Source organism: Pseudoduganella danionis (genome assembly GCF_009720775.1).
Lineage (GTDB): Bacteria > Pseudomonadota > Gammaproteobacteria > Burkholderiales > Burkholderiaceae_D > Rugamonas > Rugamonas danionis.
The window spans coordinates 245,401-261,238 of record NZ_WNKW01000002.1 but is presented as its reverse complement, the minus strand read 5'-3'; the positions used below and the strand labels follow the sequence as shown (position 1 = coordinate 261,238).

The window sequence follows — 15,838 nt, the reverse complement described above, 5'->3', positions numbered from 1 at the left end:
TGCGGGGAAGCCAGCCTGGCTTCCCCCGACCGCTGCCTGTCCCTTCTTCAGACTTTCCGCTGCCTACTGCGCACTGGCTTTCAAATAGGCCAGCAGATCGGCTATTTTCTGCTCATCGCTTATGCCCCAGAAGCGCATGCGCGTGCCCGGTACCACATGGTCAGGCGCACGGATAAAGGCCGCTAACTGAGCCTCGCTCCAGACGATGCCGGACTTCTGCATGGCGTCCGAATAATGGTAATCGCTGGTGCTACCCGCCTTGCGGCCTATGATGCCCGTCAGTTGTGGGCCAAATCCCGCGCGCGCACGCGGCCCGACCTGATGGCAGGACGCGCACAGTTTGAACACGGCCTGACCAGCCTGCGGATTGCCTGCCAGCGGCGCTGCCAGCGCACTAGCGGTTACGGTGCAACTGGCAGCCATAGCCACGGCGAGCCGAACGGCGAGGCCGAAGGCCGGACAGGTGCGGAATCGGACGGCAGCCGGCCCGCGCGGGGGGAATAGATACGGATACATGGCAGGAACGTAGAACAGAAATGAAAAACGGCGTGGCAGCGCCACGCCGTTACCATCATTGTGCCAGAGCTGGCGACAGCCTGCCCGTCACGAACGGGCTAGAACTCTTCCCATTCGCTGTCGGCTGCAGCGGCCGGCTTGGCGGACGGTTTGGCGGCTTTGCCGGCGGCGACACTGCCTGCGCTGCTGCCCGCACTACTGCCTGAGGTGCTGGCGGCCGCACTGGCGGCGCTATTGGCTGGCGCCCGCGCCGTCAGCTGGCGTGCAGCTGGGGCTTGCGCTGCACGGGGCAAGGCCGGCCGGCGCGTGGTCTGGCTCGCAGCGCTACTAGCGCGCTGCAGCCGGAATACGCTGACGGCCTGCTCCAGATGGTGGGCCTGTTCCTGCAAGCTCTCCGCTGCGGCAGCAGCCTGCTCCACCAGCGCCGCATTCTGCTGCGTCACGCCATCCATCTGTACGATGGCCTGATTGACCTGTGCAATGCCGTCGCTCTGCTCGACCGTCGCGACCGTAATCTCGCTCATGATTTGCGTGACGCGCCGCACGCTGCTCACCACCTCTTCCATGGTGCTGCCGGCTTCATCCACCAGCCGGCTACCGGCAGCGACCTTGTCCACCGAATCATCGATCAGTTCCTTGATCTCCTTGGCCGCAGCAGCACTGCGCTGAGCCAGATTACGCACTTCGGTCGCCACCACGGCAAAGCCACGTCCCTGCTCGCCCGCGCGTGCTGCTTCCACCGCCGCGTTCAGCGCCAGAATATTGGTCTGGAAAGCGATGCCATCAATCACGCTGATGATGTCGACGATCTTGTTGGACGAAGCATTAATCGACGCCATGGTGGAAACCACCTGCGCCACCACGGAGCCGCTGCGCTGCGCCACTTCGGAAGCGGCTTCCGCCAACTGATTGGCCTGACGGGCGTTTTCCGCATTCTCTTTCACGGTTCCCGTCAGCTCGTCGATCGAAGCGGCCGTCTGTTCGAGTGCGCTGGCCTGATGCTCGGTGCGCGCCGACAGATCGGTATTGCCCTGTGAGATTTCGGAACTGCCGCGTGCCACATTTTCGGCACTGGCGCTGACCTGTACCAGCACATCATGGATCTTGCCGACGAACTGGTTGAAGCCATTGCCGATCACGGCCAGTTCATCGTTGCCATGCACTTCCAGCTTGACGCTCAGATCAGCATCGCCGCTGGACAGCGCCGTCATGCGTTCACCGAGCGCACGCAATGGCGCCGTCAGGCGGAACACCACGGTGATCAGCACCAGCGCGGTGGCAATTGCGCACAGCAGGGAAACCCCCAGCGTGTACCACAGCAGCTCGCGCGCTGGCGCCAGTGCGACGCTCTTGGGGAAGACCAGTTGCACCGACCATGGCGCCGAATCCGCGTGGATCGCCAGCGGCTGCAGCAGGTGCACCATGCCGGCCGCATCTTCATACTCATAGGTCTGGCCCTTGCGCACATGCTCGAGTGCTTCGGCCGGAATATCCTCGGCCTTCTTGCCCAGCCGCGCCGCATCACCATGGCTGGCATACAGGCCGCCATTCGAAATCAGGCTCAGTTGCGCACCATCGATCACTTTCAATTCTTTGAGGATGGCCGTCAATCGGGTCAGCATGAAGTCGGCGCTGGCCACGCCCTGGAATTTGCCCTCGATGATGATAGGCGCCACCAGCGACGCCATCAGGGTCGGCTTGCCATCGACGGGATAGTTATACGGTTCGGTGAAAAATACCTTGCCGCTCTTCTTCGGTATGTCGTACCAGTCATTGGCACCGGGCGCACTATCGAACACGATAGGCTCCACATGGGTGCCGCCGCCACTGGCGCGGGTCCAGTAGGGCATGAAGCGGCCCGTGGCATCGTACAGCGGCAGCTTGCCGGCAAACTCGGCATCCTTGCCATCGAGCGCATTCGGTTCCCATGTGACGGCCGCACCTATCAGATCCTCGGAACCGAGCAGCGTGGCTTTGACCATCTCGTTGATCTGGTCGCGCGCCAGTGCCTGATTGGCGGCGCGAGTCTGGCGCATGGCACCGGACAGATTGATCACGGCCGACAGATTGCTGACGATGCGGCTCTGCAGCGCGCCCGCCACTTCGCGCGCCGAGGTCCGCGCCAGATTCATGGCCGCCGCTTCGGCACTGCTGCTGCTGCGCACACCGATCACGGTGGCCGTCACGGCCAGACTCAGTACCACCAGCGCTGTCGCCGCCGCGCAGATTTTGCCGTTGAGTGAAAGGGAAAACAGCGAACGCCCCGACGGGCCGGCCGAACTAGAAAATTCCATGCTCATGCGTCACCTGAAAGTCAGAAAGTACGGGTCAACGCCAGCACCAGCGTGCCAGCGGCGGGATTGGAAACATCGATCTTGCCGGCTGAATTAGGAATGCCCAGCGTGTAAGCATCGTAGGCATTGGTCTTGCCGTGAGCGCGCGTGTAGGCACCGGACAGCGCCCAGCCGGGTGCCAGCTGGCGCGTTACGCCCACTTTGTAATCACGCCAGCTCCACATGCTGTTATTGGCCACCCTGCCCTGGCCATAGTGCAGGTTCAGCGTATAGCCGCCGCCCAGATCAGGGTTGGCGCCGACATCGAGATAACCGGTGCCGCGCGCATTGGTGATACCGAAGAACTCCTTGCTCACCGTGTAGTTGTACTTGAGGTAGGCCACCTGATAGCTCAGGCCCAGCGCCAGTTCGGTGTAATCATAGGTGGTGTGGCTGGCGCGGTACTCGGCGCCCGGATATTTGTACACATACAGACCGGCGCTGTAGCCCAGCTCGCCCACGCTGCCGTTGTAATTGCCATAGATATCCCATTCCAGCGTGCCGTCTTCGATATAGCGGTTGCTCACCGTAGACAGCCAGGTACCGGCCGAGAAGCCGCTGGGGTCGGCATAATCGAAACCGCCCTGCAGCGCGGGCTTGCCCCAGGTCTGGCGGAAGCCGCGCGAAATGTATTGCGAGGTCAGCGTGAGGTTGGCAGTGAGCGGTGCGGCGGCGGCCACTGGCGCGCTGGCATCGGCGCTGGTCTGGGCCTGCACGGCGGCAGGCAGCAACAAGTAGCTGGAACTGAGCAAAGCTAAACGGACGAGTAACTTCATACGACACCACCCCCGGAATAGAAAACATTGACGTACATAAACATCTCTAGGATAAGCAGGTGGGAGTTTTCGAGTCAACGCTAGCAGCAACAATCCTGCATAAGCGTTGCAACAACGTTGCATACTTTCAAATTGATATGCACATAGGCCGCAGCCATGGCACACTAGAGAGTATTCAATTCAGAGAGTGCTGGTGCTGTATGTGGCGTACACAGGGAATCCGATGCGTTGTGGCGCTGCTACTGGCCATGTCGGCCAACTACTGTCAGGCTCTGACCCAGCTCACTTTTCCGCTCACCAGCGAAGGCGTCGATAGCCGCTACGACTACGACTGGGCCGTGCTGCGTATGGCCATGGAAAAGACCCGGCCGGCTTATGGTTCTTATCGCCTGCATCAGTCCGACGTCGCCATGTCGCCGCAGCGGGTGCTGCAGGAAATGAGCGCGCCGCAGGGGCGCGTCAATGTATTCGTGCGCGCCACCTCGTCCGAACTGGAGCAACGCTACCTGCCCATCCGCTTGCCCGTGGATCGCGGTCTGCTGGGCTACCGCCTGCTACTGATACGCGCCGATGATCAGGCCCGCTTTGCCAAAGTGCGCACGCTGGACGACTTGCGCCACCTGCGTGCCGGGCTGGGCAAAGGCTGGGCCGATGTGAACATCTTCGAGGCAGCGGGGGTGGAAGTGGTGGAAGGCAGCAATTACGAAGGCCTGTTCGGCATGCTGGAAGCCCAGCGCTTCGATTTCTATTCGCGCTCGGCCGATGAAGCACTGCGCGAATTCGACGAGCGCCGCACCAGCCACCCAGGGCTGGCCATCGAATCGACGCTGCTGCTGCAATATCCGCTGCCGCGCTACTTCTTTGTGCGGCGCGACGCCGCAGGCGAGAAGCTGGCGCGCCGCATCGCCGACGGCATGGAAATCATGCTCAAGGATGGCAGCCTGAATGCGCTGTTCCAGCAGCATAAAGGCCGGCTGATAAAGAAAACGGCGCTGTTCAAGCGCCGTCTGATCAAACTGCCGAATCCCGATCTGTCACCGCAAACGCCGCTGGCCCGTAGCGAATGGTGGATCAATCCGCTCACCGGCCAATGACGCTGCGCACTACTCTCAGGGCCAGATCGCCTTGAGCACGGCCGCCAGTTGGTAGCCGCCCTGTATCAACTGGGTTTTCGCCAGTGTGGAGCTGGGCACGGGATAATTATCCGGCACCGTCAGCGCCCACACGGCATAGCTCTCGCCACTCTTGCTGGTCTGGCGCGACAACGCGCCGGCCGTCACACCATCATGCGCCTGCTTGGACACGGCCAGCGCCTGATCGGCCCACGCGTAAGGCCACTGCACTGGATCGCCGCTCTGGCTGGCCACCTGCGGCTGCCCTGCAATCACCTTCTGGGCAAACTGCTGCGGCGTACGCACACCCGTGCGGCGGAAAACATAGTTGACCACCGTGGTATCCCAGTAGGAATGGAACGGCCGCGTAGTCTGCGGCGCGCGGGCCGGCTGGCCGCTGGTTGCTGCCGGCTTGTCGTCGGCCGGACCGGCTTCGATCAGCTGGGCACTCAGGGTGCTGAGTTTCACATCATCGAGCAGCAGGTTATTGCCGCCACGGGCATCGAACAGATTGACAGCATCGACCTGCGCCGCCGTCTGCGGCACCACAAACGTGCCGCGCTGATCGACATAAGCTGCACCTACATGCAGCGGCTGGGTGATATCACCGGCCAGATGGGTCAGTATCAGAAGGGCTTGACGCGGCGTGAAGCGGTGCGGGTTGCTGGTCGCGTCATCCTTGCCCTGCAAGACCTGTATGCACTGCTTGAGCGTCTGCACGATATCGTTGTCGGCGCTGCCCACATCGTGGTCGTGGTAATGGCTGTACTGGAACGGCAGATCCGTGTAGTGGTACTCGCTATGTTTGGGGTTGGCCGCCACATAGCTTTGCATCTCGTCCGTCTGCGGGCCGCAATAACTACCCTTGACGCAATCAGCCCAGGTGGCGATCTTTTCCAGCGATTCACCCGGCAGCAGCAGCGCTTTGACGCGCTGTTCGGCCGCGCTGCCCTGCAGCAACTGGTCGGCAATCGCGCCGACAGCACGGTGGCCATCATTGCCCCATGCGTGGGCGTTAAAACTGGCAAACACGCCGCACAGTGCGGCGCTCACAACTAATTTATTCATTCGGACTACCTTTGGCCGGTTTCGGATATTGACGGTTGATGTCGAGAGGCTGGCTATACGCGGAGCTCCAGATCTGCTCCTGCAAGGCCGCCAGGCGCTGGGCCATTTTCTCGTTGCGCAGCACCACTTCCAGATTGCGCGACAGGTCGAAATAGCCGCCGCTCCAGTTGCTCGTACCTACCCAGGCGATCTGATTGTCGATCACCATGGTCTTGCTGTGGATGACGCGAGCAAACGGAATGAAGCCACTGCTGGCCGCAGGCAGTGTGGCCACGCGGATTTCCACATTGGGCAGAATCGCCAGACTTTTCAGATACACTTGCGGCAGTGCTTCCAGATTCCAGTTCGACACCAGCAGCTTGATCTTCACGCCGCGGTTGGCCGCCGCGCGCACGGCATTATCGATCACGGCGTAGTATGGCCGCGTACCTTTGGGGCCATAGCTGAGCGGCGCGTAATCGAGCAACTGTACCCGCACTTCAGTCTTGGCCTGTGCCAGCAAGGCTGGCAGCGCGGCTTCGCTATCGTCCACCCCGACCGGATTGTAGGCCTGCGGGCTGGCCACCAGCATGGCGTCGCGCTGCAGATTGAGCGGTTGGCGTGCCACGTTCAGCGCTGGCACCACCATGCCTTGCGCGGTCAGCGCCTGCGCACGCCAGTCCTGATTGAAGATGGCCTGCACCTGCGCCACCAGCTTGGGTTCGCTGATGCGCAAGCCCGTTTCATGGATATGCTCGAACGAGCGCCAGTCGAAATTCTGGCTGCCCACATAAGCCACCGCACCATCGACCACCAGATACTTGGCGTGGATGATGCCGTTGCCGGTCAACTTGTTAAAGTCGATTACGCGCAGTTCCAGATTCGGAATGGCTTTCAGCTGCTCTATGGTGCTTTGCTCGGACAGGCCCACGCCTTTCTGGTCCAGCAGGAAGCGGATTTTCACGCCGCGCTGGCCTGCTGCGGCCAGCCGTTCCACCACTTTGCTGAACACGCTGCCGGACTTGTTGACGGCATAGAATTGGCCGATCAGGATTTCCTGTTTGGCGTGATCGAACAACTCACTCCAGACGGTGGCCGGATCGCGCAAATCACTATTCGTCAGCGTGGTTTCGACGGGCGCAGTCTGCACCAGCTCGAAACCGGGAATGGTGAATTCGGCGCGGGCGGGGCTGGCCAGTGCCAGCAGTGCCGGTAGCACAACGGCGGGTAAAACACGACGCATAAGGTCACTCCTAGAAATTATTGCAGGCGCTTGATGCGGCCCAGCGGTTCGCTGCGGCCGGCTGGCTTGCCGGCCTGTTCGCGTTTGACCAGATAATCAGTCAGCGCATCGATATCGCGTATGCCTGTTTCGGCACGGTTGCGGCCCAGCGGGAAGACGGAAAAGCCTTCCCCGCCCTCGGCCAGAAAATTCGTCACGATGATGCGGTAGGTGGTGTCGTTCTCGATCGGCACGCCATGCAGCATCACGCTATCAGGCACGATCTTGCTGCCAATGGTGGCGCGCGGATCCCAGCTATAGCTAAAGCCTTCCGACACCTGCATCAGACCACGCGTGATATCGCGCCCGCCCAGCCACTGCTGCTCGAGCAGCTCGCGGATCTGGCTGCCACGCAGATTCATCGCCACCACGGTGTTCCCGAACGGCAGCACATACAGCGCCTGTCCCGCCGTGACGCGGTTGCCGCTGGTGGTTTCCAGATCCTGCCGCATGGCGCCATTGTTCATGAAGGCGATCTGGCCGCCATAAGGACGGCCAGCCGCCAGTATCGCATCGGCTACCAGATCGCCGAGCGCCGATTCGCCGTCATCATGTTTTTCGCGCAGCACGCTGGGCACGGCCAGTCTCGCCACAGGACGGGCCAGCGCACTGGCACTGCGCTCGCGCACCTGGGCCAGATAGGCATCCATTTTCGGATCATTAGGCCAGCGTCCCGCTGTCATCACTTCCTGGCTGGCACGCAGCTCGCGCACGCTCTGGCTGGCCAGATCGACTTTCATGGTAATGCGCGATAGCACATGGCCACCCATGTCCGATTGCGTTACCAGCCGGTCATCCACCTTGCACAGATAGCCGCGGTGCGAGTGGCCCGTGACTACCAGCCGGATGGCCGGATCGAGTTTTTTGACCACATCGACCACAGGCCCGGTCAGGTGGCTGCAGTCCTGCTGGTCGAATTTATCGGTGGTGCGGCCGCCCTGATGGATCAGCACGACGAACACGCCCACGCCCTGCTTGCGCAGTTCCGGCAACTGGCGGTTGATGGCTTCCGCCTCGTCGATGAATTCCAGCCCGGCGATGCCCGAGGCCAGCAGCTTTTCTGGCGCATCGCGCAGCACCGTGCCGATGAACGCCACTTTGACACCGCGCGCCTGTTCAATCTTATAGGCCGGCAGCAGCGGCTTGCGCGTGACCATGTCGATTACATTCGCGGCCAGATACTGGAACTTGGCGCCTTCATAGGTGGCGCTGAACTGGCAGGCTTTTTCCGGCCGTGGCGAAGCACAGCCGCCCTTCTGCTGGCGCAGCAGTTCGAGCCGGCCCGCATCGAATTCGTGATTGCCCACCGAGCTGGCTTTTAAACCCAGCAGATTCATCGCACCGATCGTCGGTTCATCGGCCCACATCGAGGATATCGCCGGGCTGCCGCCTATCAGATCCCCTGCGCCCACCAGCAACAGCTCGGGATCTTCCTTGCGCCATGCCTGCAGGGCCGCGCCCAGCGTATCGATGCCGCCGGCCGTGACAGTGCGCGGACCAAGCCCGTAAGCACTGTCGATGACATATTTACTGGCCTCGATATTGCCGTGGAAATCATTGATGGTTACCAGCTGCAGCTCGACTTCCTTGGCAGTTTGGGCTGGTTGGCGCCAGGGCAGCGCACAGCCGGCCAGCGTGGCCATCAGCACGGTCCCGATCAGGGCAGAAGACAATTTTTTCATAAGACTGCTAGCTTACCGTAAGCAAGGTACAACGGGGGACGGAGAAACATATGTGATACAAAGCCGGATCAGCCCGGCTTTGCGGACCTCATGCCATTAACGGCAGCCGGATAAAAAAACGGACCCGAAGGTCCGTTTTTTTGTAGTACGGCTTTAAGCAGGCTTGGCTTACAGATCGATCGACAGGGTGACCGATGCGAAGCGTGGTGCGCCCAGGTAGTAACGCTGGGTGTCAACAGCGGTGGTCACGCCTGGGATAGCCAGGGTGTTCTTAACCGTGGTCGACGACGCATTGCGGTACTGCTTGTCGGTGATGTTGCTCAGGTTGAAGGTCAGCTTAGGACGCTTGAACATGCCGAAGTTCGCGAAGGTGTAGCCACCGTCGATACCGAAGGTGGTGTAGCCTGGAGCTTGTTCGTCATTAACCATCGAGGTCTGCTGCACGCCGGTAGCGCGGGCTTTCAGACGGGCCCAGAACGCGCCATCCTGATACTCAACCGACAGGCCAGCTTTGCGGCGTGGGGTATTGATCATTTCCTTGCCAGCGGTAGGCAGGAAGACATTGCTACCCAGCTGCATGTTGTCCTGGATCTTGCTGTTGTTGAAGCCCAGCGAAGCGTAGAACGACCAGCCGTTGATAGGCATGTTACCCAGTTCGAATTCCAGACCATTGTTCTTCACGCGGCCTACGTTGTTGTAGGTGCTTACCTGGGTCAGCGGATCGAAAGCGGTTGCTTGACGATCTTTGAAGTCCACCCAGAAAGCGGTCACAGTCGCGATGAACTTGTTGTCCTGGTGACGGTAGCCGATGTCGGTGTTCCACGACGATTCTTCTTTCACTTCACCCACGAAGGTTGCAACACCGTTGGCCACTTTGATATTGCCGCTGTTAGCGAAAGCAAAGTTAGGTGGTGCTTTGACGTTTTTCGCCATCGAAGCGAAGAACTGGTCGTCGTTGGTCAGACGGTAACGGGCACCCAGTTGTGGCAGCACGTCGTTGTACTTCTTGGTCAGAGCGTATGGCTTGTAGCTGTTGTTCTCGTCGCCGAAGTTGGTGAACTCGCGTTTGACTTGCGGGTTACGCACGCCGACGTTGATCTTCAGCTTGTCTTCCATGAAGCTCACGGTGTCTTGCAGGAAGAACTGGTAAGCGGTCGAGATGGTCAGCTGATCGCGGCTCTGGGCGAATTTGCCGTCAGGGCGCAGGATCTTGCCGATCTGCAGGTATTCGTCAGCACGTTCGCCGTCGTTGCTCAGAGCCAGCATTGGGCCGGTTTGCTCGTGACGGGCACGTTCGTACCAGAAGCCACCCAGAATTTCGTGGTTGTCCACGGTCCACAGCAGCGACGAGGTCACGCCTGGACGGTAAGTTTTGGTCACGCTGGCGTTGGCCACCAGTACGGTATCCAGGGTATCGCCGTCGCCGTTCAGATCGACCAGGCCATCACGCGCGCCGGTAGCCGAGTTGTAGAAGGCTTTTTCCGACTGGGCGCGTTGCTGCACGCCGCCGTTACCGAAGCCGTACCACAGGTATGGCAGTACTTTCAGGTCCAGATTGTCAGCCAGACGGAACTTGGCGGTAGCCGAAGCGATCGCGTTCTTGAACGGATTCACGCCCAGTTTGTAGTAAGCAGGCGACTGGGTGGTTTCGGTCTGAGCCGTACCTTTAACTGGGGTCAGGTGACCTTTGAAGGTGTCGGCGTAGTCGTAGTAGTAACCGTTCTTGTTGATTTCCGACAAGGTCAGGTTGTTGATGTTGTTGTTCATCGCTTCGTTGTACAGCACGGTTGCGTGTACGTAGTTGAAGCGGTCCCAGTCGTAGTTCAGGCCAGCGTCGATGTGGTCGCGCTTGGCGCCGCCTTTGCCTTTCCATTTGTCGGCTTCAGCGTGCGAGAACGAGATGAAGGCTTTGGTGCGCTTGTCCGACAGCAGGCCGGTGTCGTAGCGAGCGAAGGTTTTCTTCATGCTCAGCTGACCGATGGTCTGCATCAGGCGGACGCGCTGCTTGTCTTCAGGGTTGCAGGTGTTGATACCGAAGTTACCGCCGGTAGCGCCCACTTGTGGCGAGTCGGCATCGGTCGAACCTTGGGTAACGAATTGCGAGCAGGTGTTTTCCTGGTCAACGTATTCTTGTGGGTAGATCGCGAAGTTACCCGAGTCATTCACTGGCACGCCGTTGATGGTGGCGCCGATCTGGTCGGAGTTGAAGCCACGCAGGGTCAGGCCGCCACCGAACAGGCCGGTTGCATCCTGGTTGAAGCTGTTCACTGCAGGCAGCATTTCCAGAGCTTCATAAGCATTGCCGGTTGGGCGTTGCTTTTCCAGTTCCTCAGCAGTAATCGTGCTGCGTGCTTTCGGTGCATCCTCGGTCACCATCAGGCCCATGCCGAGCTTCTTGCCGGTAATGATCACTTCAGCAGGTTTTGCTGGAGCTGCGTCAGTCTGCGCGTAAGCGACCGAAGCGCTCAGGCACATTACTTGGCAGGCCAGAGCAACGAGGCTCAGGCGCAGCTTAGGATTGTGTTTAACAGAGGATTGCATTGAGGGAACTCCCAGTTATGTGAAAAAAATTATTGTGTTCTACGATGCTTGCGAGTCCTACAGCTTGTGGCTGCGGCTCTTGCATGGCACAAGGTGCCCATGACATCACAAAATTGTAACCAGTAAATATTTCATCAACATGACAGCACTACCGTTGATAAACTGTCACGCTTTACGCTTGCTACTACCCTCCTCGGAACAGACCCAACCACGCCCGAATGAGGCATCTCTGGCAACTATGCATGAGCCAAAAATGTGTGACAAATACGATTTACTTTAGGGATTTATATGAAAGCGATATAAATAAAGGCACGAATTACCCGCCTTTACATCGCTGGGCAGCCTAGCCTCATTAAGAGGCAAATTATAGTTGACCAGCCCATCCTTGAAAGGAATTCACACACAATACGCACCAAATTGGTGCATATTACGGGATTCTGTCGCACCACCACCACATTCCTGACGGCAACTGCCGAGAACGGGTTGATCCACCCGAGGCTGGTCGAGCGGAAAATAAGTGCGCGATTTTAGAGTACGCGTCGCGGCAACGCAACATTTCTTGCCGCGACGGTCTAGGAACTCAGCGCGGCTTGACCTGCGCTGCTGCCGCGATGGCGGCTTCGAACTGGCTGAATTTGCTCCGCATATCCTTGAGCAATTGCTGCTTGTCGGCTTCTTTCAGGAAACTGTAGCGTATGCTGTCGAAGGAAAGTTTCTTGATTTCAGCGTAGTCCGGCTTGTAGCGTGCTGCGTATAACACATACTCGCTCGACAGATTGTTACGTGACACGCCAGCGTCGTCCGTGGCCAGTACAAAAGGCACGCCATATTTGCGGTACAAGGTCACTGGATGGGCCTCGCCCTGTACGCCGAGGATGAACTGGTTGCTGCTCAGGTTGACTTCGACAGCGATGTCCTTGTCATGCATGTTTTTCATAATAGCCAGCGCATCCGTCTCATGCGCGATATCCATGCCATGGCCGATACGGCTGGCGCCAGCGATATCGAGCGCATCGCGGATATGGAAACTCAGGTCTTCCGGCTGCACCATGCCCAGCGCCAGCTCACCCGCATGCAGCGCCAGTTTCACGTCGGGATAACGCGCTTTGAGGAACTGGTACATGCGCATATGCAGCTTGTAATCGCGCATGGAGACATAGGTGCTCTCCTGTCCGACGATGTTGGCACCGACGATTTTCGGATGCGACCGTGCCAGCTTGAAGCTGGAGACGATTTGCGAGAACACCTGCGAAGGCGACAGGAAGCGCAGCGCGAATGGCTGGTAGCGCATGGTGAAATTGGCATCGTCGATACCGGCGCTGCTGGCATCCAGATTGGCCGTATAGCCATTGATCCACTGCTGGAAGGGCTGGTTATCGTCCAGCCGCGCGGCCAGTGCCGCCATATCCGCTTCCGTCACTGCGCCAGACTGGGCCAACTGGTCGAACGCGGCATCCTGCGCCATCGGCGCAATCTCGAAGATGGTTTCGATGTAGCGCAGGTTTTCCTGCACGGCGCGCTGCTTCAGGCGCTGCAGGCCATCGGCCGTATTGGTCGACGATACGGGGCCGAAATAGGCAAAAGTATCGAAGAACTGGCGGTCCGGCGGCGACTGGATCGCGCTGTGGTTGTAGAAGTCCTTGTCGGACCAGCGCTGCAGCAACTGCGCCAGCACCGTGTTGTTCTGCATGACGTCGACGCCGGACAGGCAAGTACGCTCAGCCAGTGGCTTGGCACGTTCAGCCGCCACTTCGGCTGCCACCGTGTTGATCATGTAACTCTGCTTGTTGACGCAATAGCCCTGCTTGTCCACCCACTCCAGATACTGCTCGGCATAGATAGCACCCGAGTAATGGTGGTGCAGATCGCCGCCTTTGGGCAGCATGGTCATGAACATCGTCAGTTCGGCCAGTTTGGGTTCACCGCCGGACAGCAGCGCAGCGAAGTGGCGCTTGGTCACTTCCTCGTTGCTCGGTGCTGCGGCCTGTGCTGGCGCCACGGCGCACAGCAGGGCTAGGGCCGTCTGCACGGCCAGTGCAGCGGTCTTCAGGCTGACGAATTTTTTTTGCATGAGTTTTCCCGTATAGAGTGGATGACTAGCGAAATCTGTCTGAAGTGCGCTACCGCTGCGGCGCCAGGCGCCGCCCTGCCCTGCGCAGACCGGCGCTGCTAGTGCGCTGCGCGCTGATACACCGGCTGGCCGGCCGCATAGGTGGCGGCTACCGCGCGGTCATCGCCCAGCAGTGCCAGCGCAAACAGCAGCTCTTCCAGACTGGCGCCGCTCTCCTGCCATGCACGGTTGCGGCGCGCCAGCAATGGCGTCGCGGCCGGATCGAGCACGATGAAATCAGCTTCGGCACCAGTGGCAAAATTGCCGATCACGCCCTCTAGCTGCATGCTGCGCGCGGCGCCCAACGTGGCCAGGTAGAACATGCGCAAGGCTGGCAGATAACTGCCCTTCAGTCGCGCTACTTTATAGGCTTCATTCATCGTTTGCAACATCGAGAACGAGCTGCCGCCGCCCACATCGCTCGCCAGCGACAGCGCCATGCCGGCCCGGTCGGCCGCGGCAAAATCGAATAGACCACTACCGAGGAACAGGTTGGAAGTGGGGCAGATCGCCGCTGCCGCGCCACTATCCGCCATGCGGGCGCGGTCGGTTTCATCGAGCCAGATGCAGTGACCATACATGGAACGTGGGCGCAGCAGACCGACGCTGTCATACACGTCGATATAGCTGCGCGCCTGCGGGAACAACTCATGCACCCATGCGCATTCAGCCTTGTTTTCCGATACGTGGGTCTGGATAAAGGTATCAGGATAGGCGCGTGCCAGCTCGCCGGCCAGATGCAACTGGACGTCAGTCGAAGTCGGTGCAAAGCGAGGCGTGATCGCATACAGGGCGCGGCCGCGCTTGTGCCAGCGCTGGATCAATGCTTCCGTATCGCGTGCACCGCCTTCGGCCGTATCGCGCAAAAACTCGGGACAGTTACGGTCCATCAGCACTTTACCTGCCACCATACGCAGGCCACGCTGCTCGCTAGCGCTGAAGAAGGCATCGACCGATTGCGGGTGCACGGTGCAGTACACCATGGCGGTGGTGGTGCCACAGCGTAGCAGTTCGTCGAGGAAGAACTCGGCCACCTGCCCGGCGTGGGCCGGATCTTCGAACTGGCGCTCGGTCGGGAAGGTGTAGGTTTCCAGCCATGGCAGCAGGCCATCGGCGGGCGAGGCGATCATATCCGTCTGCGGATAATGCACGTGAGTGTCGATAAAACCGGGCATCAGCAGCTTGCCGCGATAGTCGTGCACGGGCGTGCCGGCAGGCAGCGTGGCATGCAGGCTGGCGTAATTGCCGGCTGCCTGCACCTTGCCATCGGCCACGATCAGCAGGCCGTCCGCATGATAGACATGGGCATCGCTGCTGAAGGCCGGATCGGCGAGAAAGTGCAGCAAGCTGCCTCGGTAGGCTTGCAGATTTGGGAGCATAACGAAGTCCTGAATAGTAATGAATTCTAGCGCGAGTCGGCCGGTGTCGCGTACTGCGCTTCCCACACCATCAGCAACTGGGCGCAGACGGAGGTGGCAATCACGGCAGGCAGCTTGCTGCGGATGCCGGGCAGGCCGATCGGGCAGACCATGGCGGCGATGCGCTCTGCGGGCAGGCCGCGCGCCGCCATGCGCCGCTCGAACTGTACACGCTTGGTCTGCGAACCGATCAGGCCGAACCAGCCCACATCGGCACGCGCCACGATGGCTTCGCTCAAACGCTGGTCCAGCGCATGGCTGTGAGTCAGCACCAGATAACTGGCACCGGCGGGGGCGCTGGCAACCAGCGCTTCCGGCACATCGGTCGCTTCGATGCGCACATTGGACGGCAGCTCGGCCGGGAACATGTCTTCGCGCTCGTCTATCCAGCTCACGGTGCAAGGCAATTCGCCCAGCAGGCGCACGATCGCGGCGCCCACATGACCGGCGCCGAACAGTAAAAGATGGGCGCGTGGCGCCAGTACAGCATCGGCCAGCCAGCGGCGTCCCGCCTCGTCGCGCAGCACTTGCGTCGTGCGCGCGTATTCGAAGGCAGGCAACAGGGTGCGCACATCGCCCGCCCCGTTCAGCAAATGACCATCGGCATCCAGCAGCATGCTGGCGGCAGCACCATCGAGTGCGCTGAGGCGCCAGTAGTCGCTGCGCTGATCCTGCTGGAGCACGGCCAGCGTCTGTGTCAGTCCGGCATCCACCAGCTCGAAAGCCAGATACACCACACCGCCGCAGCACTGCCCAAGCGTGGGGCCCAATGCATAGCGTTGCAGTTGCGGCGCCGGCGTTGTGGTTGCAGATCCTAACGCTGCCGCTTCGCGCAGCATGGCGCGCGCCACTTCCAGCGCACACAGCTCCAGATGGCCGCCGCCTATGGTATCGGCCTGCGCATCAGCCGTCACCAGCATATGTGCACCGGCCTCGCGCGGGACCGAGCCCTCGGCGATGGCGACCGTGACCAGAACTGCCGGTCCGGCAAGTGCAGCGTTCAGCCATGGATTCATTGCAG

11 protein-coding genes are annotated in these 15,838 nt (G+C 60.3%); 1 reads left to right on the top strand and 10 read right to left on the bottom strand.

The window, feature by feature from the left end:
* Nucleotides 1-63 precede the first annotated feature (63 nt).
* The 3 genes from GM655_RS09335 to GM655_RS09325 all read right to left on the bottom strand — a co-directional run bounded on the left by GM655_RS09335 (nucleotide 64) and on the right by GM655_RS09325 (nucleotide 3,625).
* A complete protein-coding gene (locus GM655_RS09335) occupies nucleotides 64-423 on the bottom strand; it encodes a c-type cytochrome (RefSeq protein WP_155434405.1) in 360 nt (119 codons plus the stop codon).
* 191 nt (nucleotides 424-614) lie between these two features.
* Nucleotides 615-2,816, bottom strand: coding sequence for a methyl-accepting chemotaxis protein (locus GM655_RS09330; RefSeq protein WP_155434404.1), 2,202 nt, complete (start codon nucleotides 2,814-2,816; stop codon nucleotides 615-617).
* A 14-nt stretch (nucleotides 2,817-2,830) separates the two neighbouring features.
* Nucleotides 2,831-3,625 (bottom strand): TorF family putative porin, encoded by a 795-nt coding sequence (locus tag GM655_RS09325; protein WP_155434403.1) that lies wholly within the window; start codon nucleotides 3,623-3,625, stop codon nucleotides 2,831-2,833.
* Between the two features lie 230 nt (nucleotides 3,626-3,855).
* Here GM655_RS09325 and GM655_RS09320 point away from each other — a divergent pair, with 230 nt between their 5' ends.
* Entirely contained in the window at nucleotides 3,856-4,719 is an 864-nt protein-coding gene (locus tag GM655_RS09320; RefSeq protein ID WP_371866761.1) for a transporter substrate-binding domain-containing protein, read from the top strand.
* Nucleotides 4,720-4,734: 15 nt separating this feature from the next.
* Here the strand turns inward: GM655_RS09320 and GM655_RS09315 are convergent, their stop codons facing one another.
* The 7 genes from GM655_RS09315 to xdhC form a co-directional block, all read right to left on the bottom strand.
* Nucleotides 4,735-5,805, bottom strand: a complete 1,071-nt coding sequence (locus GM655_RS09315) for a S1/P1 nuclease (protein WP_155434402.1) — start codon at nucleotides 5,803-5,805, stop codon at nucleotides 4,735-4,737.
* A complete protein-coding gene (locus tag GM655_RS09310; protein WP_155434401.1) occupies nucleotides 5,798-7,027 on the bottom strand; it encodes a phospholipase D-like domain-containing protein in 1,230 nt (409 codons plus the stop codon). Before GM655_RS09310 ends, GM655_RS09315 begins: the two co-directional genes overlap by 8 nt.
* 17 nt (nucleotides 7,028-7,044) lie before the next feature.
* The gene (locus tag GM655_RS09305; protein WP_155434805.1) at nucleotides 7,045-8,709 is read right to left on the bottom strand and encodes a bifunctional metallophosphatase/5'-nucleotidase; all 1,665 of its coding nucleotides are present in this window, start codon (nucleotides 8,707-8,709) and stop codon (nucleotides 7,045-7,047) included.
* A gap of 207 nt (nucleotides 8,710-8,916) precedes the next feature.
* On the bottom strand, nucleotides 8,917-11,289 hold the full coding sequence (locus GM655_RS09300; RefSeq protein WP_155434400.1) for a TonB-dependent receptor: 2,373 nt from the start codon (nucleotides 11,287-11,289) through the stop codon (nucleotides 8,917-8,919).
* Nucleotides 11,290-11,869: 580 nt separating this feature from the next.
* Nucleotides 11,870-13,360 (bottom strand): amidohydrolase family protein, encoded by a 1,491-nt coding sequence (locus tag GM655_RS09295; protein ID WP_155434399.1) that lies wholly within the window; start codon nucleotides 13,358-13,360, stop codon nucleotides 11,870-11,872.
* Nucleotides 13,361-13,458: 98 nt separating this feature from the next.
* Nucleotides 13,459-14,778 carry a guanine deaminase gene (guaD, locus tag GM655_RS09290; protein WP_155434398.1) on the bottom strand — a complete coding sequence of 440 codons (1,320 nt, stop codon included), beginning with the start codon at nucleotides 14,776-14,778 and terminating at the stop codon, nucleotides 13,459-13,461.
* Nucleotides 14,779-14,804: 26 nt separating this feature from the next.
* Nucleotides 14,805-15,833 (bottom strand): xanthine dehydrogenase accessory protein XdhC, encoded by a 1,029-nt coding sequence (xdhC, locus tag GM655_RS09285; protein WP_155434397.1) that lies wholly within the window; start codon nucleotides 15,831-15,833, stop codon nucleotides 14,805-14,807.
* Between the last annotated feature and the right edge of the window lie 5 nt (nucleotides 15,834-15,838).

Bases quoted from the DNA above. Each gene is read 5' to 3' on its own strand.
- GM655_RS09335 (WP_155434405.1), bottom strand. From the start codon at position 423: ATGGCTGCCAGTTGCACCGTAACCGCTAGTGCGCTGGCAGCGCCGCTG.
- GM655_RS09330 (WP_155434404.1), bottom strand. From the start codon at position 2,816: ATGAGCATGGAATTTTCTAGTTCGGCCGGCCCGTCGGGGCGTTCGCTG.
- GM655_RS09325 (WP_155434403.1), bottom strand. From the start codon at position 3,625: ATGAAGTTACTCGTCCGTTTAGCTTTGCTCAGTTCCAGCTACTTGTTG.
- GM655_RS09315 (WP_155434402.1), bottom strand. From the start codon at position 5,805: ATGAATAAATTAGTTGTGAGCGCCGCACTGTGCGGCGTGTTTGCCAGT.
- GM655_RS09310 (WP_155434401.1), bottom strand. From the start codon at position 7,027: ATGCGTCGTGTTTTACCCGCCGTTGTGCTACCGGCACTGCTGGCACTG.
- GM655_RS09305 (WP_155434805.1), bottom strand. From the start codon at position 8,709: ATGGCCACGCTGGCCGGCTGTGCGCTGCCCTGGCGCCAACCAGCCCAA.
- GM655_RS09300 (WP_155434400.1), bottom strand. From the start codon at position 11,289: ATGCAATCCTCTGTTAAACACAATCCTAAGCTGCGCCTGAGCCTCGTT.
- GM655_RS09295 (WP_155434399.1), bottom strand. From the start codon at position 13,360: ATGCAAAAAAAATTCGTCAGCCTGAAGACCGCTGCACTGGCCGTGCAG.
- guaD (WP_155434398.1), bottom strand. From the start codon at position 14,778: ATGCTCCCAAATCTGCAAGCCTACCGAGGCAGCTTGCTGCACTTTCTC.
- xdhC (WP_155434397.1), bottom strand. From the start codon at position 15,833: ATGAATCCATGGCTGAACGCTGCACTTGCCGGACCGGCAGTTCTGGTC.